General features: G+C 67.7%; 18 protein-coding genes and 1 pseudogene. 9 read left to right on the top strand and 10 right to left on the bottom strand.

Going from position 1 to position 22,489, the window contains the following annotated elements:
* Positions 1 to 17: 17 nt before the first annotated feature.
* The 5 genes from ACWGIG_RS15335 to ACWGIG_RS15315 are packed head-to-tail and all read left to right on the top strand — an operon-like array spanning position 18 to position 4,228.
* Positions 18 to 905, top strand: a complete 888-nt coding sequence (locus ACWGIG_RS15335; RefSeq protein WP_453322070.1) for a phosphotransferase family protein — start codon at positions 18 to 20, stop codon at positions 903 to 905.
* Positions 902 to 1,633, top strand: a complete 732-nt coding sequence (locus ACWGIG_RS15330; RefSeq protein WP_453322069.1) for a glycosyltransferase — start codon at positions 902 to 904, stop codon at positions 1,631 to 1,633. Before ACWGIG_RS15335 ends, ACWGIG_RS15330 begins: the two co-directional genes overlap by 4 nt.
* A gap of 14 nt (positions 1,634 to 1,647) precedes the next feature.
* Complete coding sequence (locus tag ACWGIG_RS15325) at positions 1,648 to 2,550, top strand: PIG-L deacetylase family protein (RefSeq protein WP_453322068.1); 903 nt, start codon at positions 1,648 to 1,650, stop codon at positions 2,548 to 2,550.
* Positions 2,547 to 3,161 carry a dTMP kinase gene (locus ACWGIG_RS15320; RefSeq protein ID WP_453322067.1) on the top strand — a complete coding sequence of 205 codons (615 nt, stop codon included), beginning with the start codon at positions 2,547 to 2,549 and terminating at the stop codon, positions 3,159 to 3,161. The genes ACWGIG_RS15325 and ACWGIG_RS15320 overlap by 4 nt, the downstream gene beginning before the upstream one ends.
* Positions 3,162 to 3,169: 8 nt before the next feature.
* Positions 3,170 to 4,228: a glycosyltransferase gene (locus ACWGIG_RS15315; protein WP_453322066.1), complete on the top strand. Its 1,059-nt coding sequence runs from the start codon at positions 3,170 to 3,172 to the stop codon at positions 4,226 to 4,228.
* Here ACWGIG_RS15315 and ACWGIG_RS15310 read toward each other — a convergent pair.
* The 5 genes from ACWGIG_RS15310 to ACWGIG_RS15290 form a co-directional block, all read right to left on the bottom strand.
* Complete coding sequence (locus tag ACWGIG_RS15310; protein WP_453322065.1) at positions 4,198 to 5,241, bottom strand: phosphotransferase; 1,044 nt, start codon at positions 5,239 to 5,241, stop codon at positions 4,198 to 4,200. The two genes, ACWGIG_RS15315 and ACWGIG_RS15310, sit on opposite strands and share 31 nt — an antisense overlap.
* A gap of 218 nt (positions 5,242 to 5,459) precedes the next feature.
* Positions 5,460 to 6,089: a hypothetical protein gene (locus ACWGIG_RS15305; RefSeq protein WP_453322064.1), complete on the bottom strand. Its 630-nt coding sequence runs from the start codon at positions 6,087 to 6,089 to the stop codon at positions 5,460 to 5,462.
* 24 nt (positions 6,090 to 6,113) lie between these two features.
* Positions 6,114 to 7,571 (bottom strand): Hsp70 family protein, encoded by a 1,458-nt coding sequence (locus ACWGIG_RS15300; RefSeq protein ID WP_453322063.1) that lies wholly within the window; start codon positions 7,569 to 7,571, stop codon positions 6,114 to 6,116.
* Positions 7,572 to 7,849: 278 nt separating this feature from the next.
* Positions 7,850 to 9,013: a hypothetical protein gene (locus ACWGIG_RS15295; protein WP_453322062.1), complete on the bottom strand. Its 1,164-nt coding sequence runs from the start codon at positions 9,011 to 9,013 to the stop codon at positions 7,850 to 7,852.
* A 715-nt stretch (positions 9,014 to 9,728) separates the two neighbouring features.
* Entirely contained in the window at positions 9,729 to 10,625 is an 897-nt protein-coding gene (locus ACWGIG_RS15290) for a LysR family transcriptional regulator (RefSeq protein ID WP_453322061.1), read from the bottom strand.
* A 269-nt stretch (positions 10,626 to 10,894) separates the two neighbouring features.
* On the opposite strand from ACWGIG_RS15290, the gene ACWGIG_RS15285 reads away from it, so the two are divergent.
* Together ACWGIG_RS15285 and ACWGIG_RS15280 are read left to right on the top strand one after the other, a co-directional pair.
* Positions 10,895 to 12,376: an SGNH/GDSL hydrolase family protein gene (locus ACWGIG_RS15285; protein WP_453322060.1), complete on the top strand. Its 1,482-nt coding sequence runs from the start codon at positions 10,895 to 10,897 to the stop codon at positions 12,374 to 12,376.
* Positions 12,377 to 12,436: 60 nt separating this feature from the next.
* The gene (locus ACWGIG_RS15280; RefSeq protein WP_453322059.1) at positions 12,437 to 13,222 is read left to right on the top strand and encodes an SDR family NAD(P)-dependent oxidoreductase; all 786 of its coding nucleotides are present in this window, start codon (positions 12,437 to 12,439) and stop codon (positions 13,220 to 13,222) included.
* A gap of 697 nt (positions 13,223 to 13,919) precedes the next feature.
* Here ACWGIG_RS15280 and ACWGIG_RS15275 read toward each other — a convergent pair.
* The 4 genes from ACWGIG_RS15275 to ACWGIG_RS15260 form a co-directional block, all read right to left on the bottom strand.
* Positions 13,920 to 15,179 carry a type III PLP-dependent enzyme gene (locus tag ACWGIG_RS15275; protein ID WP_453322058.1) on the bottom strand — a complete coding sequence of 420 codons (1,260 nt, stop codon included), beginning with the start codon at positions 15,177 to 15,179 and terminating at the stop codon, positions 13,920 to 13,922.
* On the bottom strand, positions 15,176 to 17,200 hold the full coding sequence (locus ACWGIG_RS15270; protein WP_453322057.1) for an IucA/IucC family protein: 2,025 nt from the start codon (positions 17,198 to 17,200) through the stop codon (positions 15,176 to 15,178). The genes ACWGIG_RS15275 and ACWGIG_RS15270 overlap by 4 nt, the downstream gene beginning before the upstream one ends.
* The gene (locus ACWGIG_RS15265) at positions 17,200 to 18,501 is read right to left on the bottom strand and encodes an MFS transporter (RefSeq protein ID WP_453322056.1); all 1,302 of its coding nucleotides are present in this window, start codon (positions 18,499 to 18,501) and stop codon (positions 17,200 to 17,202) included. The genes ACWGIG_RS15270 and ACWGIG_RS15265 overlap by 1 nt, the downstream gene beginning before the upstream one ends.
* A gap of 160 nt (positions 18,502 to 18,661) precedes the next feature.
* Entirely contained in the window at positions 18,662 to 20,452 is a 1,791-nt protein-coding gene (locus ACWGIG_RS15260; protein WP_453322055.1) for an IucA/IucC family protein, read from the bottom strand.
* On the opposite strand from ACWGIG_RS15260, the gene ACWGIG_RS15255 reads away from it, so the two are divergent.
* Positions 20,439 to 20,543 carry a glycine zipper 2TM domain-containing protein gene (locus ACWGIG_RS15255; RefSeq protein WP_453322054.1) on the top strand — a complete coding sequence of 35 codons (105 nt, stop codon included), beginning with the start codon at positions 20,439 to 20,441 and terminating at the stop codon, positions 20,541 to 20,543. The two genes, ACWGIG_RS15260 and ACWGIG_RS15255, sit on opposite strands and share 14 nt — an antisense overlap.
* Here ACWGIG_RS15255 and ACWGIG_RS15250 read toward each other — a convergent pair.
* Positions 20,533 to 21,723 (bottom strand): ATP-grasp domain-containing protein, encoded by a 1,191-nt coding sequence (locus ACWGIG_RS15250; RefSeq protein ID WP_453322081.1) that lies wholly within the window; start codon positions 21,721 to 21,723, stop codon positions 20,533 to 20,535. The two genes, ACWGIG_RS15255 and ACWGIG_RS15250, sit on opposite strands and share 11 nt — an antisense overlap.
* Before the next feature lie 281 nt (positions 21,724 to 22,004).
* Between ACWGIG_RS15250 and ACWGIG_RS15245 the strand changes: the two are divergent.
* A pseudogene (locus ACWGIG_RS15245) lies at positions 22,005 to 22,489 on the top strand (hypothetical protein); the annotation flags it as partial.

Raw genomic sequence — 22,489 nt, 5'->3', positions numbered from 1 at the left:
TCCCAGCCGTCCCGCCGATGGTTTCGCGTGCCTGCGGCCTGTTCCTGAGAAGTCCCGCCAAGGCCGCTGAACGCCTGACGACGGGCTCCCGTACCGCCGTCTACCGGGTCGCCCTCCACTACGGCCCGAGCGTGATCGTGAAGCTGTACTCCCACACCGCACGCCGGAACGCCCTCACCGAAGCCGCGGCGATTCGTGCGGTCTCGGCTGCCGTGCCCGTACCCAGTGTGCTCGGCTACGGCACCACCTCCACCGCAGGTGCCACCGCACTGATCACCTCCGACTTGGGCACGGACACCCTCGGCTCCGCGATGCGCTCGGGCGGCATCCCACGTCCCCAGGCCCTCAGGAACCTCGGAACACTCCTCGGCCGCCTGCACGAGGCACCGGTCTCCGGCGCGGCCCCTGGGAGTCCTGCGATCGAGAGAATCGCCTCCCTGGGTCGCCGCTGCCCGCCCGACGTACTCGGTCGGCTCGCACCCGCGCTCTCCGTCATCATCAGCGCACCGGACGAAGGGGCGTCGACCGTGTGGTGCCACGGCGACCCCCACCTCGACAACGTGGTCCTCTCCGGCACCCAACAGACCCACCACCTGGTCGACTTCACCGACACAGCCCCAGGACACCGCGAGGCAGACCTGGCGCACGCCCTCGTCATGACCGACGCCCACGCGCAGTGGGACCGGCACGCCCTCCTCGGCGCCTATCCGCACCCTGTGAGCGACACCCACCTCGCGGCATGGTCGGCCTTCATCACCGTGAGCTGCTGGACCCATGCTGGCCCCGGCAACGACCGGACCATCTGGTCCAACCGGCTGGCCGAACTGTCCCGCCGGACGCCGCACCTCTTCCGGCCCCACCCGGGTCACTCCCACGCACCGCACGCGAGAAGGAGAGCCCGATGAACATCCCCGGCCTAACGGTCGTCATCCCCGCCCACAACGAGGCCGCCTACCTGCCCCGCTACCTCCCCACCGTCCTCGCCTCCCTGGCCCAGTGGGAGGCCACTAGCGGGGAAAGGGGGGAAGTGATCGTGGTCGACAACGCCTCCACCGACGCCACCGCCGACATGGCCGCCTCCTTCGGCGTCCGCGTGATCAGCGAGCCCGTCCGCAGCATCGGCCGGGTGCGCAACGCCGGTGCGACCGCCGCACGCAGCCCCCGGCTGTTCTTCACCGACGCCGATGTCGCCCTACCCACTGAGGCACTCAAGGCCGCCGTGACCGTGATGGACTCCGGCGCGGTCGGCGGAGCGATCCCACCCCTCTACACACCGGACCGGCTCGGGGCACGGCTGCTGTGCGCGTACTGGGACCACTACCGCACGCGCCACGGCGGCGCACAAGGAGTCGCCCAGTTCACCACCGCCACCGCCTTCAAGACGATCGGCGGCTACCGCGAAGACCTCCTCATGAGCGAGGACGTCGACTTCTTCGCCCGACTGACCACCCACGGCCGCGCCACCAACGCACCGGTCAAGATCCTGGACGACCTGCGCGTACGCCCCTCCACCCGCCGCTACGACCAGTGGTCGAGCCTCCGGATGCTGTGGTGGCAGAACCCCGTCACCGCCCGCCTCCGGCTCAGCTCCCCGCGCATGTGGCGCCACTGGTACGAGACCACCGTCCGATGAACCAGGAGCCCCCGATGAACGCCACAGCCGCGCTCACACAGCCGCTTGTCCTGCCGGTGCCGGACGCGACGGGGATCTACACCTTCCCCGACGACCTCGACCAGGCCCACCACCAGTGGACCCACCAACTCCTCACCCGCCACCGCGCCCACGACCACAACGTCATCGAGCTGATGGCCCCGCACAGCGGCCAACCCCACTTCATCGAGCTGCGCCGCCCCGTCGGCCGCCCCGTCCTCGCACTCGAACCGCACCACGACGACTTCGCACTCTCCGCCTCCGGCACCTTCCTCGCCGACCCCCGCCCGCTCACCGTGGCCACGGTCTTCACCCGCTCCACCAGCGTCCACCCCACCCTCGAAGACGCCTACAGCACCGAGTCCGCCGTCTCCCGCCTCCGCGACCGCGAAGGCGCCGCCGCCCTGGCCCCGCTCGCCGCAACCCGCATCGCCCTCGGCCACAACGACGCGGAACCCCCGTACCGCCCGTACGACGAGGACCACCTCGACCAGATCACCGAGCAGCTCCGCACGATCGTCGCCGCCCACCCGGACGCCGAACTCCTCGCCCCCGCCGCCGTCACCCGCCACCCCGACCACCTGCTCGTGCACGAGGCTGCGGTCCGCCTCGGGTGCCACTGGTTCTGGGAAGACCTGGCCTTCTGGTCCACGTACGCGCTCGTCGGCTGCGACCAGCACCTCTTCCGCTCCCGCACGCGAGCGTCACTCGTGCCGTCCCTCGTCGACATCACCCCGGTCGTCCTCGACAAGTGCACCGTCCTGCGCATGCACGGCTCCCAGATGTACCCCGCCCCCAAGATGTACCGGCCGATCCGGCACGCCTGGACCGTGGCCGCCGACCTCCTGGGCAGCACCGGCACGTACGCCGAGCGCTTCTACCGGACGGAATCGCTGTGAAGGTCATCGCCATCGAAGGTCCCTCATACGCCGGAAAGTCGACCGCGGTACGTCACCTGCGCAAGCGCGGCTACGAGGACAGGGCCCACATCGCGGACTGCTACGTCAAGCAACTCGGCCGCCAGGACGCCGTACCCCCGGCCCGCACCGCGTCGGCCGCCGAACAGATCGCCGCCTTCGAGACGTTCATGGCCGTCGAGGAAGAACGGGTCCGCACCGCCCTCGCCGCCGCCAAGCCCTTCGTGATCCTCGACCGCTCCGTCGACACCCTTCTCGCGCACGCCCACGCCCTCGACGCCCTGTTCGGGTACGCCGTCCAGCACCAGCTGCGCGACCGACTCCAGCCCCTCCCGTACCTGCGCCCCGACCACACGCTGTACTTCGACGTCCCCGCCGAGGCACTCGGCCTCCGCCGCAAGACCGCCGGCCACATGGCCGCCGAGCCCGACTACTTCCTGCACGAGCCCGCCTTCCTCACACACACCCGCGACTACTTCCACGCCCGCGCCCAACCTCCGGTGTCCCGAGAGGTCACCGTGCTCCTTGCCGACACCAACAAGGACGACATCGCCCACGCGGTGGAATCCCTCGTCTCCTTCTGGATGAGGTGACCCTCCCCGTGCCCACCGCCCTCTTCGCCTGGCGTCGCACCCCGCCACCACTGCTCATCGGCGGCGCCGAAGTCACCCAGCAGCTCCTGGCCGAAGAACTCGCCGCCGAAGGCTGGCAGGTCGTCTACCTGGGCTCGCACCAGACTCCCTGGGACCAGACCACGCAACTGCCCCAACTGCGCAGCCTCCTCGACGGACACCGCTCCCCGTACGAGGAGGCCGAGGGAGTTCTCCGTTACCGCTGGAACAGCGTGGACTGCATCGCCGTACCGCAGGACGGGATCACCTCCGCCCTCCACGAGCTGCTGGCTGGCCTGCGCCCCGACGTCGTATTCACCTCTCAAGAGAGTGCTGCCGACCTCGCCGAGCAGGCCCGTCCTGTTGCACTCGTCGTGGGCATCCTGCACTCCGTATCGAAGACTGGGCTCGGGGTCCTGGACAGAGGACCTCAATACGGCCTGGCGGTCTCGGAGTTCGCGCTCAGTCGAGCAACCCAGTACAACGGGACTCGCCTCGCAGTCCTCCACCCTCCGTTCGTGCACCCCACGCAGGATACGAACGTGCTGCGCACCGACTCGGTGCTGATGGTCAACCCGATTCCGGCGAAGGGTTCCGTCCTCCTGCACGAGGTCATCCGCACGATGCCCGAGCAACACTTCACGCTGGTCGAAGGCTGGTGGAAAACCGCCGCCGAGTTCACCGCTTACCCGAACGTGACCTACGTCCCCCGTACCTACGACATGGACACCCTCTACCGAAGCCACCGCCTGCTGCTGGTGCCGTCCACGGTGGAAGACGCATTCCCCCGCGTGATCGTCGAAGCCGCACTGCACGGCACCCCGAGCATCGGCAGCGACCGAGGCGGCATCCCGGAAGCGATCGGCCCTCACGGGATCGTCCTCCCCCACACCGCAGACCCACGGGCCTGGGCGCACGCGATCAACACCGCCGACCACCGCACCCTTGGCAACCAAGCCCAGCGCCACGCGGCACGCTTCTCCGGCCCCAAGCTGCCGGAACTCGCAGTGCTCGGGATCTACCCCGCGACGAACGCGCCCTCGACCTGATCGAGCCGCTCCGTCCACCAGTGCAGCAACGCCTCGTCCGCGGTGAAGAGTTCGTCGAAGGAGAAGTCACCGCGGTCGTAGTGGAACTCCAACTGCCAGAAGTCCGTCATCCGCTTCCACCACAGCCGCCGCACGCCATCCAGCAGCGCGGACGCCTCCAACGGCACCACCGACCGATAGCCACCGACGAAAGCTGCCACCCGGTCTAGGTCGAACACCCCGTCCACACCGAACTGCACCTGGGCCGTCCGCGCGACCTCTTCGGCGTACGGCCGGATGCCGACGCGGTCCCAGTCGAGGATGGCGGTCAGCTCGCCGCCGGCCCACAGCAGATTCCGGTACTGGACGTCACCATGCGTCCACCCGTGCCCGCCGCCAGGGACTTCACCTTGCGGGCGCCGGTCGACGTACTTGCCGATCAGCGCACGCCGCTGCTCCAGGGCTGCCGCTGCCGCCGCGTCGAAGGTGGTGCTGGCCCCCTTGTCCTCCACCAGTCCGGACAACCGTGCCGACTTCTCCACCGCTCGCTCCGGCGTCGCCACCTCGGAGGTCACCGTCACAGGTACCGCAGGCAGCAAACCACTGCCGCAGGCCCGGTCGAGCCCTGTGTGGAGACGCCCCAGGTGCGCTCCCAAGGAAGCGGCCTGGGGCAGGCTGAGGTCCACCCCACGGAGATGACTCCCGGCCGCCCAGGGGAAGAGACACCAGACACCACCGCCGACCTCGGCCACCAGGGCGCCGGAGACGGTGGGGACGGGAGCGCTGACCGGGATGCCCTCGGCAGCCAGCGCATCCAGCACCCCAAGGTTCCGCATCAGCCGATCGCGCGAAACATCGGTGACTCGCTTGAGCGCGAACACCCCGGCCGCGGTGTCCACCTTCCAGTTCGCGTTCATCAGCCCATCAGCGAGGTAGCGCTTCTCTCGCACCGCCCCGAAGCCGAAAACGCTGGTCAGCTCAGCGAAGACGTTGTCGGGGATGTCGTTCCTGTCCGTCGCGATCGCATCAGTCACGCTAAGGACAATACGCGTGGCCCCAGACACAGGGTTCAGCCGTCTTGCGGGCCGATCCCCCGTCATACCCGACATGACGTCTGCTGATGGTCGTAGAGCCGGAGCGAGCAGCCTCCGGAAAGCCGCACCAATCCAGTCACATCAGGTTGGAAGGAAAACCCTAATGAAAGAGACTTGCAGCACCGCGACTTTCAAAAACACCAAATTGACGAACACGGTTACCCAAATGCGCCGTCGGTAAATACTTCCTGCAAACGATACCGTTCGCCGTCAGCAATGTAACCAGGCACTACCACAAAACTCACATCAGATGCAGGATCACAGCTCGACCAAGCTTTCTGCCTGGCTTCATCAATGGGCATTCCGGAACAAAACTCGTAATCCCAAACGAACTCAATTTCGCGACTTCTCGCCGAATCCAGAATCTTCTTAATCTGCAGCGCCGCTTGCCCGGCCGCCACCCACGCTTCATCACCCTTTCGCGCTCTGAGTATCCTACGAGCGCGAGTAAGCTCCACCCCAGACGGGGCTAGATACGCCGAGCACAACTTGCTCATAACTTGGGCAATATGCTTCCTGGTGTGCCGGTTTCCGTTTGTTCGCTGGATTGCCGCACACGAGAGGGCTAGCAATTTCTGCCCGACGAACGTGCCGATCTCATCAGCTAGTGCGCGATGAACCTCATCGCCTGCTCCAGTTAGGTCGTCTCTGGTGTATGCCAATTGGGCGAGGACGTCATGTAGCTTCTCGCTCAGATCACTCATTCGCGAGTCAAGGTTCGTCAACCGATGCAAGATCATTTCTAATGTTGCATCGCCGCTTACGCTAGGTGGCTCCGAATTTATCATACGACACTCCTTGAAGGATTCGAATCAATTCACTGGAGTGAAATCGAGATTGGCAGTAACGAACTTACCAGTCTTTACAACGACCGCCATAACTTTCATCTGCACTTCGCCGAAGATGAACGACAATCTGATCTCCCTCTCATTACGCGGGAGTTCCATGATATCCGAGAGATCAACCGTGAATTTTCCGATCAGTTTGCAGCCGGGATCTGTGACGTAGGTGGGGTTCTTCGCCGTAGAGCTGTAGATATTGAAGGCAACCTGCGTCTGAGCCTCGTATAACGGGCAGAAGGTTTGCGTTACCAGCTCGTCCACGGGAACGCTTTGTCCAACCTGAACATATCGAGAGAATCTCTTATCACAATGACTCTCGCCATCAGGGAGAGTGATGAGGTGGCCCTCCGGATCGATGCCTTTCCGGAATGTGCTGGCCGTTTCACAACCATACGTGTACTTGGTACGCCGCGACTTGGTTTGCGGATCGTATGTGTAGTGCACGGCTCCAAGAAGAACCGCTACTTGGGGGTCGGGTGGAACCAAAACATCAGCCCTCCCCTCCAGGTGTCCTCGCAGCCGCTCTTGAAGATATGGCGAGTTACCGAAGCCTCCAACCAAGATAACTAGTTCCTTGCCAGAGGCATTCCTTCGCTGCGTACGCATTTCATCTAGCTGTTTGTCTACAAGCGATAGGATCCCGGGTATTACCGTCTCAAATACCTCCCTGGCCTCATCTGCCGTAACAACCAGGAAATCGATTATGCCGTTCTGGATCTTACTCAGCGACTCTCTAGAAGACCCATCAAGTATCCGGTCGAGTGCCGCTGGAATTGGGAGATAGATGTCATCATCATCCAGCTTCGTGATGCTGACTTTCGCCTTCTCCCAGGAGTCCAACAGGTCCATCACTGATCCTGGGGACTGACTTCCGATTTGATCGACAACATCGTACGACCCCAGCCGCTTTGCCAATATGCGCTCAAGAAATGCCTGATTCACATACTCCGACCCAAACTTTCCCCCACATTCTCGGCCTATCTCTTCAAGCCGATTTTGCCCATCAGTTTTGTAGGCAGTTATATCGACAGTGCCGCCACCACAGTCGGCCACAAGAAATCGAGAACCCTTGGACATCAAAGACGCTCGACGGCCGCTAGTGTTAATCGTGCGAACTCCCGACACTCTCGCATGATAAGCAGCGGCTTCTGGTTCGATCACCAGCTGAAGCCGCCGCTCATCATCAGGCAGGCCGGCGGCTACAGCAGCCTCTCGCATTAGTTGCTTCTGATAGTCGTCCCAGATTGCGGGGACCGTCAGACACCAGCGCACTTCATCGCTTGAGTATCCACTCTTGGAGATTTCTTCCATGGCTGTGGAACGCATCTTTTCAAGAAAAATGGTCACCAAATTCTTGGACTTCTCATACCCAAGACATCCACCCGAAATCTCTTCACCATCTGGCTTCTCGTCCGTCGAAAGCGACATCTTGAATCCGAGATGGAACTCATACTCTCCAGATTCTCCTCGTGCGGAAATTGCAGCCCATTTACGTCGAGCCTCATACCCCCAGGCGACTAGCTCACCGTCACGAGACAAGAGAAGCGCGCTCAGATTCTTCGGATACGGTGTTGGGTGATTCTGCCAACGAGTGCGGAAGAAAACCTGCCGGCGCTTGGGATCCCTATGGCGCTCATCGATCGTGGTCCATGCGAATCCCGTACCGTGAGTCCCGAAGTCAATCGCCGCGATAACCCGTTGTTTTTTCATCGATTCCCCCAGCCAAAATTCCGAATAATGGCCCTGCGAGCAGCTGATTCGAGGGCCAGCCGAGCACGGTCGGCCTCATCCGGAAGCCCAAGGCTGTCCAAGGTTTCAGCCAAGCGACGAATTGACTGAGTGGCGAGATGCCCAGTACCTGATTCTGTAATAGCTAGAGCCTGGAGAGCCGACGAGGCCGCCTGATTTTGAAGTCCAACGTCAAGGTAGACACGGGCTTGCCCGACACGTGCAGACAAGATGTCGACCCGGTTCCGTTCCAGGGCTACTTCAAACGATGCCGCTAGTCCTGCAGCAATAACCCGTCGCTCGGACTCCAAAGCCGATGGAATTAGTGTGTGGAGCCTAGGCATACGCCCATACTTGACAAGATGAAACCACTCGGCGATAAGTCCAGCAGTTATCGCGGTCGTTCCACCTAATTCATCCTCGAATGCCAGGATGCTATTTGAATTGACAGAGCCTTGTGGGTCGTCCCTTGGAAGAGAAACTGGAGGGAAATTGACTTGAACGGAACGTAATTCGGGTGAGTCCACTATGTTCCAGGCGCAGAGCGCGGGCCAGACTCTGCTGTTTGACTGAACCTCCCCGTATACCAGGATTACAGGAAGATCGCGCAATGCCTTCTGGATGTGGAATATGTCCACATCTGTGCCAGTGAGCGGCCTCTTAAGGGCGCCATCCAAGGAAACAAGATCACTCGACCAGGGGGATTGCAGCCACTTCCTTCTTATGGCAACGCGAAACGAATGAGGCCCATCATTGTTTTCCTGGCCGCTCAAGTTGTCCCGAACGAACGGAGCGACGAGAAGTGCAGGGATCTCTCCACCTCTCGTCGCATCATGCACGAGATCATAGAATTCACTATTCGTGTACGCGAATGGAGATTCTGCAAATTCGCGATCCATTTTTTCTTGGATCGCTTTAACTTCAATCCCGATGCGAGCCTGGCGCCAATCGCGCTCACTCTCATAGGTAGTACTGACAGCAGCCTCTTGTGCCCGATTTCGGGACGCCTGCGACTCGTTCTGCAGAGCTCGTTGTTGTGCGTTGCCAGCCTCAAGTTCTCGGAGTTGATGCAGCAACTCTTGCTGGTCTCGAAAGCTGCCATCCTGCTTGATCTTGTAGAGCGTCAGCAGATTGCCACTCAAACTGGTCAGGCCAGTGAATAAACCCGCGGATACCAAAGGTGAGCCCCCACTCTCGTGCAGTTCCCACACTCAAGCTACAGCGCGATGCAAATCCTTCTAGCACAAACGACGATACCTCCAATTATGTGTCGAACTGATACATTTTACCCCTTATGTGCAAGTTGGGTTTACGCTCGGGTCGTGGTGGGTTTCCACGACAGAGCAACACTTCACCACCACAAGCGATATGGAAGAAGCGATTGCGTCGGCGCAAGAAGCAGACAGATGCTAGATCGGGCGCACCGCCCCCGCCGACGCGGACCTACGGCTCAGGCGTGAGGGCGGGCTGTGTCGCGGCGAGTGCCTGGAGGAGTCGCACCTGCGGCGCACCGCACATGGGGGCGTGCCATAACGTGCCAGTAGGAGCGGTAAACAGCGGTCACCAGGGGGTTCACCGGATCTGTGGGCGAACGACCCTAGGTGGCCATCATCCCAGGTCAGATGCCATTTGCCGGTCGAAGTCCCGGGTGATTCCCAAGCTCAGAGCGCGAGTTCGATTCTCGTCACCCGCTCCATAGAAAAGCCCCAGGCCAGCAGCCCGGGGCTTCCTTGTTGTCCAGGTTGTCCAGACCGGATCAGGTGGTGCGTGCCCGTTCCGTGGCCGATGCCTGATCATCCAGCCCCGGGCATCCGGACTGTCCGGCTCGCACCCTTGGGTCTTTGAGCGGGGGGTGTTTCAGCTGTCGCGTGCGCGCGCTGACTCGCACAGCGCCTGAACGAAGGCTCGGACCCTCGTGGTCGTGCCTTGTTTGAGCCAGATCGGGGCGTGGAAGCACGGTAGCGGCTCCTGGACCGGGACCCAGGTGACGCCGGGGTAGCCGTGGTGGGATTCCGCGGGGGCATTGGCCAGGGAGACGCCCTCGCCGGCGGCGACCAGGGACGGGATCTCGTGCCAGGACACAGCCGCGTGGCCCCGGGGGATGCGACGGCCGGAGGGCGTGTGGTGGGGGAAGTGATAGTCCAGCCAGTGCTGTGGGACGGCACCGCCGATGGTCAGCAGAGTCGCGTCGGCGAGGTCCTCCAGCGATACGGAAGCACGCCGGGTAAAGGCGTGCCCGTCGGGGACCATGAGCGCACGGTCGGAGGTCAGCAGCACGGGGCCGACGGCGAGGTCGGGCTCGTCCACCGGGAGTTCAGTGACCTGGAGCTGAACCCGGTCGCTGCGTAACGGGCCGTAAGGGTCGGAAAGTTGAACCTCCTGGACCGTCACGTCGCAATCGGGATGGGACGTACGGAAGGCGGTGATGGTTCGGAGCAGTAGTTTCGCGGCCATCGGGCTGGAGTAGCCCACCCGTAGCCCGCCCGTGATTCCGCGCCCGGCGGCGACAGCGCGGGTGAGAGCGTCCTCGATCATCCGATGGGCGGGCAACAGGTCGTCGCGGAGCTGTGCACCGAGCGGGGTCAGTACGACGCGACGACTGGTGCGTTCGAAAAGTGGGGCGCCGACCCGGAGTTCGAGGCGTTGGACGATCTGGCTGACCCGGCCCGCGGAGACTCCCAGCCGGTCTGCGGTGCGGCCGAAGTGCAGCTCCTCCGCCAGTGTCAACAGCGCCTGAATCTCCTGCCGTTCCATGGGCCCCCTCCCATCGTTTAGCCGGACTGCACGCTACTTCAGTGAATCGTCATTGTTCCAGCGTCGGGCAGCGGACAGAGTGAGCACGACCCCAGCGCGACGATCAAGGAGAGCAGTGCTGTGCCGGAAGTCCAGCTCCTCCACCCTCAATACCCCTTCCCTTCAAGGACGTTGACGCGGGGCGGATTGCGGGGCGTGAGCTGGCCGATGACCGCGAGTTCGGCGAAGGGCTGAGCGTCAGCCCGCTGTCCGCCGCCGCGCCGCGCGGGGTGCCGAAACGGGACGCGGGCGCGGCCGGGAGTCTGCTGGAGACGGTCGGCCAACACGCCGACGCCTTCACCCTCACCCTGGCGGCCGACCTCACCCTCGCCCTGCTGGCGCTCGTACTGCTGGCCGTCTCTGTTCCGCGAGCGGCTCGGAGCAGACCGCTGAAACATGCCGAATCCACTCACCGACCCGACAAGGAACCCTGCCTGATGCGTGCACACACCCGTCGTCTCACCATCGCAGCCGCGACCGTCCTGGTAACTCTCTCCGGCGCAACGGCGGCTTCGTCCCGGCCGGCCGGACCGCCTTCGGCTGCCGACCGGCCGTGGACCGCGGCCTGGACGGCTCCCCCGCAGCGCCCGAGCACCAGTTTCCAGGCGAACTGGAGCGAAGAGGGCTTCCGCGATCACACGCTCCGCCAGGTGGTCCGGGTCACCGCCCCGGGCGACGAAGTACGCATCCGGCTGTCCAACCGGTACGGCACCTCGCCCCTGCACGTGGCCGGTGCGACCGTGGCACTGGCGGGCAAGGGTGCGGCCGAAGTGCCGGGCACCGTACGCCCGTTGAACTTCAGTGGCAGTGTCCGGGTGGGCGGACAACTCACCAGCGACCCGGTCGGCCTCAAGGTTGGCCGGCTGCAGAAGCTGACCGTCACTCTCTATCTGCGCGACCGGACCGGCTCGGCCACCTTCCACGACCAGGCCTACGCCACCAGCTACCGCACCACCGGCGACCACCGCGCCGACAGCAGCGGCAAACCCTTCACACAGACCACGGAGTCGCTGTACTACCTGGCCGACGTCGAGGTGCGCGACAGGAATGCGGCGGCATCCCTTGCACCCCGCAAGGACACCGTCGTCGCCTTCGGCGACTCGATCACAGACGGCTTCGGCTCCACCACCGACGCAGACAACCGCTGGCCGGACGAGCTGGCCGAGCGCCTCATCGCGAAGGGCGAGCCGCGCCCTGTGCTCAACTCCGGGATCGGCGGGAACCTCCTCCTCCACGACTCCTCCTGGTTCGGTGACAGCGCCTGGTCCCGCTTCGAGCGTGACGTACTGGACAAGCCCGGCGTCGGCACGGTGGTGCTCCTGGAGGGCCTGAACGACATCGGCTTCAGCGAGGCCGACCTGACCACCTACAAGCCCAACCCAGCCGTCTCCGTACAGGAGTTGATCGACGCTCAGCGCACCCTGGTTCGACGGGCGCACCAGCGGGGAATCAAGGTGGTCGGAGCCACGCTGCTGCCGATGAAGGGCGCCGAGTACTACAACGCCACGTCAGCCGCCAAGATCCGTAAGCTCAACCACTGGATCCGGACCTCGGGCGAGTTCGACGCCGTCGCCGACTTCAACCGCGCGCTTGCCGCCCCCGGCGACCCCGAGCAGCTCCACCCCGCCTACGACAGCGGCGACCACAAGCACCCGAACGACGCCGGCTACCGCGCCATGGCACGTGCGGTGGAACGTACGCCACTGGTCTGAGAGCCGACTCGGGACGGACCGCATCCGCCGGACAACGAACACAGGACAAGGACTCCCTTGATGGATCTGCATCTACAGGACAAGACCGTCCTCGTTACCGGTGCCTCCGCGGGCATCGGAGAGGCCACCGTGCGGCTGCTCGCCGCCGAGGGCGCCACCGTGGTGGGCGTTGCCAGGAGTACGGACTCCCTCGCGTCCCTCGGCACCCACGTCGACGGCATCGCGGCGGACCTCACCGCCCCGGACGCACCCGTGCACATCCTCGACGAGGTCTTCAAGCGCCACGGACGGCTCGACGGCCTGGTCAACAACGTCGGCGGTCTGCACTCACGCACCGGATTCCTCGCGGTGACGGACGAACAGTGGCAGCACAGCTTCGAGTTGAACTTCCACTCGGCCGTCCGCATGACCCGGGCCGCACTCCCCGCACTGCTCGAAACCGGGGCAGGCAGCATCGTCCACATCGCCAGCGAGGCTGCTCGCCTCCCCGATCCGCCGATCGTCGACTATGCCGCCGCCAAGACCGCGCTGCTCTCGGTCTCCAAGTCCCTGGCGGCAGAGTTCGGACCGCAGGGCGTCCGCTCCAACGTCGTCTCTCCCGGCCCGACCCGTACCGCCCTCTTCGACGCCCCCGGCGGCTTCGCCGAGCAGCTCGCCGACCGGTTCGGACTGCCGGCCGAGGCGGCCGTCGACCACTTCGTCCGCGAGGTCCGCAAACTCCCCACTGGCCGTATCGGCGCCCCGGAGGACGTCGCCCGCGTCATCGCCTACCTGTTGTCCCCGCTGGCCGGTCAGGTCACCGGCGCCGAATGGGCGGTCGACGGCGGCGCGCTCCGGCAGCTGTGAGTGCGCATACGTCCGGAGCGGGCGGACGGCACAGGACCGGTGGCGCCCCAGGAAAGACCCGACCCCCGGGCCGGCAGCCAGGCTTTGTTGTCCAGGCCCGATCAGGGCCCTCATGTCAGAGAGGATCAGGGTGGTGAGGTTCGGGCGTGCGGGCCGCATGGCAGCGGGCCCGGTCACTCGTCGATACCGGCTGTTGCCTGCCGACATCAGGCGAGGCTGCAGCCCTTAGCCAGCCCTTCGAGGCGGTGTCCCAGGGGCAGCCACGGCCACATCCAGCCGGCCCACGAGGCACCCAGCCTCCCCACCCTGACCTGCTGCTATTTACGCGTCAGAGCTCCGCGACCCACCCAAGACCCGGTGATTCCCAAGCTCAGAGCGCGAGTTGGATTCTCGTCACCCACTCCACGCAAAACACGCGAAAGCCCCAGGCCAGTGGCCCGGGGCTTTTGTTGTTGTCCGGGCTGGGTCAGGGCTCCCGCACCGCCTGCGGCGCGAGCACGGTTTCCGGCCGCCGGTCCCGTTGGGTTGAGGCCGGGCGCCACCGCCACCCGCCCCGGTCTGCACGCGGACACCCCGGCGCCCTGGTCCGGTCACCGGAAACAGGCGCCGCTGTCACCCGCTTCCTGCCCGCCGGGCGGCTCTGCGCCTCCTCGCCGGCGACTGAGGCACTCGGGCCGCGCAGCCCCCGCCGGGGCGGTCAGGTCGCCGATCGGTTGAGGAAGTGGAAGCTCGGGCGGGGGTGCATCAGGAAGTCGTGGTGGGAGATGTTCCAGGCGTAGGCGCCGGTGAGGGCGAAGGCCACGCGGTCGCCCGCGCGGAGGCCGGGGGCCGGGACGTGGCGGGAGAGGAGGTCCTTGGGGGTGCAGAGCTGGCCGGTGAGGGTGAGGTGGGGGTGCTGGGAGGTGGGGCGGGGCCAGGGGTGGGGCCAGGCAGTGACCGGGAGAACGGTGCAGGGCTGGTCGTGGTTCTTGGTGGCGGGGGTGCGCAGGTGGTGCGTGCCGCCGCGGACGACGGCGAACTCCTCGCCGTGGCTGAGCTTCACGTCCAGCACCTCGGTGGCGTACCAGCCGCAGTACGCGGTCAGGGCGCGGCCCGGCTCGATGCGCAGGGTGAGGTCGGGGTGGGCGGCTGCGAGACGGGCGAGTCCGGCGCCGTAGGCCGTCCAGTCGAAGAGCCGGTCGGGGTGGGCGTAGTCGACGGTCATGCCGCCGCCGACGTTCACCTCGGCGAGGCGGACGCGGTGGCGGGCGGCCAGGTCGGCCGCCCAGGTGACGATGGATTCGGCGACCGCCAGCTGTTCGGGGGCGTGCAGGCCGCTGGCCAGGTGGGCGTGGACACCGCGTAGTTGCAGGTGCGGGTAGGTGCCGTCGGTGAGCAGGCGGACGGCCTTGTCCGCGTCGGCGGGGTCGAGGCCGAACGGGGTGGGGCGACCGCCCATCGCCAGGGAGCTGTCCGCCAGCGAGCCGCCCGGCACGGGGAGGTTGACGCGGAGCAGGACGGCCACTCGGACGTCCGCCCGGCCGTCCGCCCGGCCGTCCGCGCGGCCGTCCGCGCGGCTGTCCGCGCGCCGTGCCAGGTCCGCCAGCATGTGCAGCTCGTGGACGCTCTCCACGTGGAAGCGCTCCACTCCCAGTTCGAGTGCCGAGGTGATCTCCGCCGGGGTCTTGCCGGGACCTCCGAAGGCCAGGGAGTGTTCGGGGACCGCCTTGCGGACGTGGGTGAGCTCGCCGCCCGACGAGACCTCGTAGCCGTCGACGTACGGCCCGAGCGCGGTGAGGATCTCCGGCTCGGGGTTGGCCTTGGCGGCGTAGTACAGCTCGATGTTCGCGGGGAGGGCCTTGCGGATGCTGGACGCGTGGGCGCGCAGGGCCTGCAAGTCGTAGAGGTAGGCGGGGAGTTCGTGGGGAGAGAGGGAGAGGGTACGGTCGCGTACCGCGGGGGTGGGGGCGGCGGTCATCGGGTGCTCCAGGCGTCGTGGGCCGGCTCGGTGGCGTGGGACGGACCGGTGGCGTGGACCGGCTCGGATTCGTGGACCGGACCGGTGGCGTGGGCCGGATCGGATACGTGGGCCGGATCGGTGGCGTGGGCTGGACCGGATTCGTGGACCGGATCGGTGGCGTGGGCCGGATCGGCCAGCACCTTCTCGGGCAGCACCTTCTCGGCCAGCACCTTCTCGGGCAGCACGTCCTCGGGCAGGACGTCCTGGGACAGCACGTCCTCGGCAAGTGGTGAGGGTAGGCGGACGTAACCCGCCTCGCGGTCGGCCTTGCGTTCCCAGCGGGTCAGCAGGTTGGCCTTCGCGGGCAGCGGCACCCCGGCGAGCAGGGCGGCGAGCCGCGGCGGGCAGCCGTACCGGTCGGCGTACGCCTGGAGGGTCGCCCGGACCCGGGCCCACAGGGCGCGCTCGGTCTGCGGGTGCAGGTCGGCGAGGGCGGCGAGCAGCTCGGCGACGTGGTTGACCAGCAGGCAGTAGACGACCCGGTCCCAGCCGCGCTGTGCGTCGTACGTCATGGGGCCCGCGACCTCGGCGGGCAGTGCGGCCAGGGTGTCGGCGTGGTGCTCGGGGAGGAGCTTGGTGCCCTCCAGGTCGCGGAGGAGGACCTGCGCGGGCATGCCCTCCTCGTCGACGCAGACGACGACGTTCTGGAGGTGCGGTTCCAGCACCAGGCCGTGGTCGAAGTAGGCGGCCAGGACGGGCGGTACGAGCAGTCTGAGGTACGCCGACCACCAGGCGAGTACGGTCTCCGGACCCGCCCCGGCGAGCAGCCGGGAGACGTGTCCCGGGCCGGTCGGGTACTCGTCGGCGACGGCCGCCGCGAGCAACGGGGTGGTGCCGGGCAGCAGCTTCTGGGCCAGGCCCTCGCGGACGATCACGCCGAAGCCTTCGAGCAGGGCGCGGTCGGGGGAGCCGTCGGGCCCCGGCAGGAGGAGGCTCCGGTAGGCGGGCTCGCGGAGCATCGCACTGCCGGGGAAGCGGTCGGCCAGTTCGTCCAGGACCGGCTGCAGGAGACGGGTCAGGGCGACGGCGCCGGACAGTTCGTAACTGGCGTTCTTGCGCAGGCAGTTGGTGATGCGGACGTTCAGGCTGAATTTCAGGAAGGTGTCGCCGTCGTACAGGGTGCGTACGGACGCCGTGGCGGCGAACGGCCGTCCGGCCGGGCCCAGGTCGAGGATGTCGCCCCGCTCGACGGCCTCGCGCAGCCCGGGGTGCTCGCTCAGCATCTCGTACTGCCACGGGTGGGCGGGCAGCAGCCGGTAGCCGTCGGGGACGTCGGGGCGCAGCCCGTCGAGCACGTCGGCTCCACCGGGCTCGGCGGTCTCCTGCCCGATCAGGTGCTCGCGCACCGCGAGGTGGCGGAGGGCGAAGGAGGACCCGGTCTCGGGCGCGTGGGAGAGCCAGGAGGCGATGTCGCCGGTGCGGGCCTTCGGGGTGGGGTGGAAGCGGTGGCCGAAGAGCAGGGACTGTTCGGAGGAGAGGTAGGCGGCGAGCCCGCCGTCCGTGGCGGCGGTGTCGTCCGGGGCGGCGAGCCCGCCGTCCGTGACCGCGGGTTCGTCCTGGTCGGGCCGGGTGGCGCGGATGCCGAGGGCTGCCGTGATCGTCTGGTGGCTGGAGGCGATCTGGTCCAGGAACTCCTCGTTGCGCACGCCCGTACGCAATGACAGCTCGTCCTGCGTGTACACGGCGAGCTGCCGCCAGTCGATCTCCGTCCAGCCGCCGTCGCGCTGCTCCCGCACCGGCCCGGTGAAGCGGTGGGCGCCCAGCAGCGACGTGCGGCGCAGCGCGACGCGCAGCAGGACGCCGCGGCGGGGCAGGCGCAGCAGGAGGTGGCCGTCGGTGACCGCGGTCTGGTGCTCGGGGCCCGACACCTCTCTCAGGAGGCAGTTGAGGAGGGTGTGGGCCACGGCGTCGTCGGCGGTGGGCAGTCCCCCGGGAGTGGCGGTGACGGAGGTGGTGCCGAGTGAATCGGTCAGGGACATCAACGACTCCAGCGGATGCGCAGAGAGCGGAGGTTCAGGGACGAAAGGGCGACCGCGAACACGGTGAGCACAGCGACGGCGGTGCCGGTCAGCACGGGTGCGGCAGGACCGAAGAGGCTGTTGCCCACTGCGGCGGCCACACCGGCGGCGACCGCACCGGCCTTGGAGAAGAACTCGATCGAGCCGAACAGCCCGCCGGGGGCCCGTCCCTTGGCGCAGTCGGCCGCCAGCACTGACAGGCAGACGAGCCCGAGCGTCAGGCCCGCGCCCAGCAGCAGCCGTACCGCCGTCAGGGAGAGCAGCGAATCGGCCGGGCCGTGCCCGGCCAGGCCGAGCGCGATGCAGATGAATCCCAGGGCGATGCCGAGCCGGGGGCGGCGGTGGAAGACCGAGTGCACCGCCAGGGCGGTCAGCAGATAGCACAGGTGGGGCAGCGCGAAGAGGACTCCGGCCAGGGTGGGAGAGGTGCCGGGTATGCGCTGCTCGATGAGCGTCATCAGGTACGGGAAGGAGATGACGGTGGAGAAGACGAACGCGAACTCCAGGGCGTACAGGGCGTACAGGGGGGTCCGCGGGGCAGCCGTTTCCTCGGCGGCCTCCGGGGCAGCCGAGGCCTCGGCAGCCGCCCGGGCAGCCGCGGCCTCGGCGGCCACCGGGTCCGTGGGCTGTCCGGTGCCGCCCTCTCGCGGCCCCCGCGACTCCGGCAGCGCCGCGATCAGCAGGGCCGCCGTGAGCGGCAGTACGGCGAGCAGCGCGTACTGCCGGTGCGGTGACACCCAGGGCGACAGTGAGCCGACCACGATCGGGGCGAGGACCAGTGCGGCCCGCGCGGCCCCCTGCATCAGGGTGAGCGCCTTGGACAGGGCCGGTCCTTCCAGCGCCGCACCGAGGTAGCCGTTCGACGCGGCGAACGTGCCGCCGAGGATGCCCTGGAGCACCAGCGCGGCGGTGAAGGTGGCGAGCGAGTCGGCCCAGCCCGCGATCAGGAAGGACAGGGCGAGGCCCAACTGGGCGCGCAGCAAGAGCCGTTTGCGGCCGAAGCGGTCGGCGAGCCGCCCCCAGATCGGGGCGCCGACCGCCGCGAAGACGGTGGGGACGATGTAGAGCACCCCGGCCCACCGGGCGGTGGTGTCGCCGAGGCCCGGAAGGATCTCGGTGAAGAAGGGCGGCAGGCCGAGGGCGGCGAAGGACGCCACGAAGTAGCACCCGGCCACGGCGTGCACCTGGCGTCGTCCGAGGGCCGGCTGGACGGCGGCGCCCTGCCCGGGAGGCCGGACCTCGGGGAGCACGGGGGCGCTCATCGGGCGACCGCCGGGGGTACGGGGGCACTCATCGTGCGACCGCTTGCAGTAACAGGTGCGCTGATCGTGCGACCGCCGGCACTAACAGGTGCGCTCATCGTGCGACCGCCTGCACTAACAGGTGCGCTCATCGTGCGACCGCCTGCACTAACAGGTGCGCTCATCGTGCGACCGCCGCCCGCAGCAGGTAGTTCGGCCCGGTGGTGTAGTGCTTGTTGATGTCGGCGGCGCCCGAACGCTCCTTGGTGAGCAGCGATCCGGCGGTGACCATCGCCTTGACCGGCAGCCGCGGGGCGTCCAGCACCCGCGCGCGCAGCACAGCGCCGGGTTCTCCCGCTCCGCCGCCGAGCCGTTCGACGGCTTCGGCGAGCCTGTCCCGTACGAGAGTGAGCAGCGTCTCCAGCGGGGCACGGCCGCTCCTGGCCAGCCCGAAGGCGTACGCGCCGGCGCACAGATGGACGGTGATGGTGGTGAACAGGTCGGTGACCGCGTGGTCGTCCGGGCCGAAGATCCGGGCGTCGTCGAAGTCGGACGGGTCCGGTGCCTCGGACCCCAGGGTCGCGCGCATGCGGTCGGTGTGGATGCGCGGGCCGTCGTTGTCCTTGAGCAGCAGCCGCAGCCGGGTGCGGCCTGCCGCGTCGCGGTCCAGGACGACGGAGACGTTCTGCTGGTGGGACTCCAGCGCGATGCCGTAGCCGAAGAGCGTGGTCTGCCAGTCGAAGAGCAGGGTGAGGCAGGCGTCGAGCAGTGCGAGCGGATCGCCGCCGTAGAAGCGGTCGGCGAGGTGGTCGAGCACCGTCGCGCCGCCGGGCGCCTCACTCAGCAGGGCGGCCATGGGGGTGACGACGGCGTCGTCGAGTCCTGCGGGGTAGCGGCGGGCGAGTACGGCGAGGAGTTCGTGCCCGGCGTGGGCGTACACCGTCTCGTCGGCGTGCAGGACCGTGTCGCGGAAGCGCGGTTCGCGGGTGATCACGGCTTCCAGCAGGCGCTGTCCCGCGGCGCCGTCGACGAGGGTGCCCGGCTTGATGGTCCGGCGGTTGCGCAGTCCCAACGTGGCGGTGGCGAGCGGCAGTTTGAGGTGGAGGGAGGGGTCGATGGCCAACGCAACGGTGCGCATCGACAGGGTCGGCACGGCCTCCAGGTGCGGGTGTTCGGCGAGCACCGCCCGGCCTTCCAGGCCCGTGGCGCGCAGGGCGTCACGCAGGGGCGCGCCGAGCGTCAACGGGTGTACGGGGAGGGCGACATGGCGGTGGAATGGCTCCGGCAGGCCGAGGATTTCGGGCGTGGGCCACTGGTCGGGCAACCGGGCGTGACCGCCGGGCACGGTGACCGCCTCGCGCGGCACGGCGAGCCAGTGCAGCGCGAAGCGCGGATGGAACTCCGGGGCGTACGCGCGCAGTTGACCCTCGTCCAGGCCGGAGCGCCCTCGGGCGGTCGGGTAGACCGGGTGGTCGTGGCGGGCGGCGAGGGTGTCGTGGGCGAGCGCGCCGGTGAGTCCTGTCCAGTCGGCGGGGTCGGCGCCGTGGCGGCCGACGAGACGGCCTGTGACCTCGTCGCGGGTACGGTCGTGCAGCCGCATGGTCGCGAGGGTCTGGCGGCACTCCTCGGCGAAGGCGTCGAAGCCCGCCCGGTCGACGGGGTCCGCGAGCGCGGCCAGGGCGGCGAGCACGTCGTCGTGGGTGGTCAGCTCGTGGTCGTCCGAATCCCCGTCCGACTCCCGTACGAGCAGGGGCAGTCGGGCGGTGTACGTACTCTGGAAGCCGTCTTCGGCGACCGGCAGCAGCAGGGCGCTGCCGCCGCCTTCGGGGGCCAGCCGCAGCCAGCGGCCGTCCTCCCGCTCCAGCCGCGTGGAGCGGGTGCGCAGGCCCACGACGTCCTCGCGGAGCAGTGCGCCGAGCACACGCAGCAGCAGGGCCTCCTCCGCGTCCACGGAAGAGATGGGCGCCGTCATCGGCGCCGTCATCGGCGCCGTCATCGGCGCCGCCATGGACGCCGTCACGGGCGCCGTCACGGGCGCCGTCACGGGCGCCGTCACGGGGTGATCACCCAGCTCTGTGCGGCGAGGAAGCCGTCCGCGACGCGGTCCACGGTCTCCTGGTCGGTGCCGGTGGCCCGGAGCACGCCGACGTAGTCGCGGTTGGTGTGGTAGAGGTCGTGCCGCTCCCCGACCCGGCGCAGCGGCCGGTACGTCAACCGCACGCCGTCCACGACGAGATCGGCGGCGTCGGGGGCCGACGTCAGCGTTCCCGCCCTGTCGACGTACGGGTATTCCAGCCGGGCGGCCCCGTCGGTACGGACGCCCAGGTCGGCGGGGAGCGGCTCGCCGAGGTGGGTGCGCAGGATGTGCTCGAAGAGCGGGATGTCCAGCAGCTGGGCCAGCAGCAGGTCGCACTGGTCGCCGATGGCGCGGTAGTTGACCTCGATGATGCGGGCCCGGCCCTCGTGCACCACGAATTCGGTGTGGCAGGCGCCGAAGCCGACGCCGAGCGCGTCGAGTTGGGCGAGTATCTGCGCCACGACCGGCTCGGGGTGGGCGGGGACGAAGGCGAGGCGCTCCTCGATGAAGTACGGCGGGGCCGACAGCTCGGTGTGGAAGCCGCCCAGGACGTGGCGGACGCGGCCGTCGCCCAGCGTTTCGAGGGTGTACAGCTCGCCCGCCAGGTACTCCTCGACGACCAGCGGGACCTGCGGACGGCGGCCCTGGATCTCCTTGCAGCGCAGCACCAGGTCCTCGGGGGTGTCGACGAGCACCACGTCCTCGCTTGCCACGCCCTCGCGGGGCTTGACGACGCACGGGTAGGGCACGTCGAGGCCCAGGAGCGCGGCCGGGTCCTGACCGGCGGCCAGCTCCGTCGACCACACCGTGTCGGCGCCCGTCGCGGCGAGGTGGCGGCGCAGGTGCGCCTTGTCCTTGGCGCGCAGCGCGGCCTGCCAGGGCTTGGCGGGCAGAGCGAAGTACTCGGCGGTGAGGGCCGCCTGGGTCTGGAGGTGGTCGCTGTTGGTGAACACCGCGTCGGGCGCGTGATGGGTCGCGATCCGGGTGATGACCGCACGGAAGTCGCGTACGTCGCACTCCAGGACCTCGATGTCCGGGTACGTGGCGCGGTGGGCCCCGGGCTGGTCGGTGAGCACGGTGACGTCGAGGCCCAGCCGGGCGGCGGCGGGGAGGAAGCCCTCGGTGACCGAGTCGGTGGGGTTCAGGGCAAGCAGGTACAACCGCATGGGCGGTGGCCCTTCCGGGTCGTAGGTGGGGACGAGCGGCGTACGTGGCGCGGGAACGGCGACGGGGCGCCGGTTCACTTGTGGCCACATCGACGGCGAAGCTTAGGTTAGGCAAGCCTAAGTATTCAACTCCCGCCCGCCCCGTGGGGAATCCCCTGGATCATCGACGCCCGATCGTGATTAAGGTAAGGCTTACCTACTCAGCCCGATTCGGATTTCCAGCCCGGTTCGGCATGCCAGCCCTGCCCGCAGCCACCGTGCGGCAACACCAAGGAGCGCCGATGCCCCTGGCCACGGAGCCCATGACGGCCTCCCCCGCCACGCCCACGGAGTCCGCGCTCTCCGGCGCCTACCTGCGCCTCACGGCCGTGTGCGAAGCGCTGGACGTACACGTCGTGCACACGGAACCCGTCGTGCACACGGAGCCTGTCCTGCACACGGGGCCCGTCCTGCAGACGGAACCGGTCGTGGACACGGAGCCCGAGGGGCGAGGGTGCCTCGACGGTGCCCGACTCGCCTGCGACGAGGAGGCGTTGACCGCCTTCGTCGACGCCGAGGCCGCCCGCATCGTGGCACGTCACGGCCACGCCCCCCGCCGGGACGTCGCCGCCTCCCGCGCCCTGCACGACTACCTCTGGTCCGTCAGCCTGCTGATGAGCGGCCCCTGGTACCTGGAGCGGCGCGTACCGCGCATCGCACCGCAGGACGTCCGACTCGTCCTGGCCACGGCCTCGTTCGAGCTCGTCCCGGGTGCGGACTTCGCCTG

The sequence above is a fragment of the Streptomyces sp. NPDC054863 genome (assembly GCF_053610825.1).
Note: the sequence above shows the minus strand (reverse complement) of the source record. Positions and strands in the feature narration are given on the sequence as shown.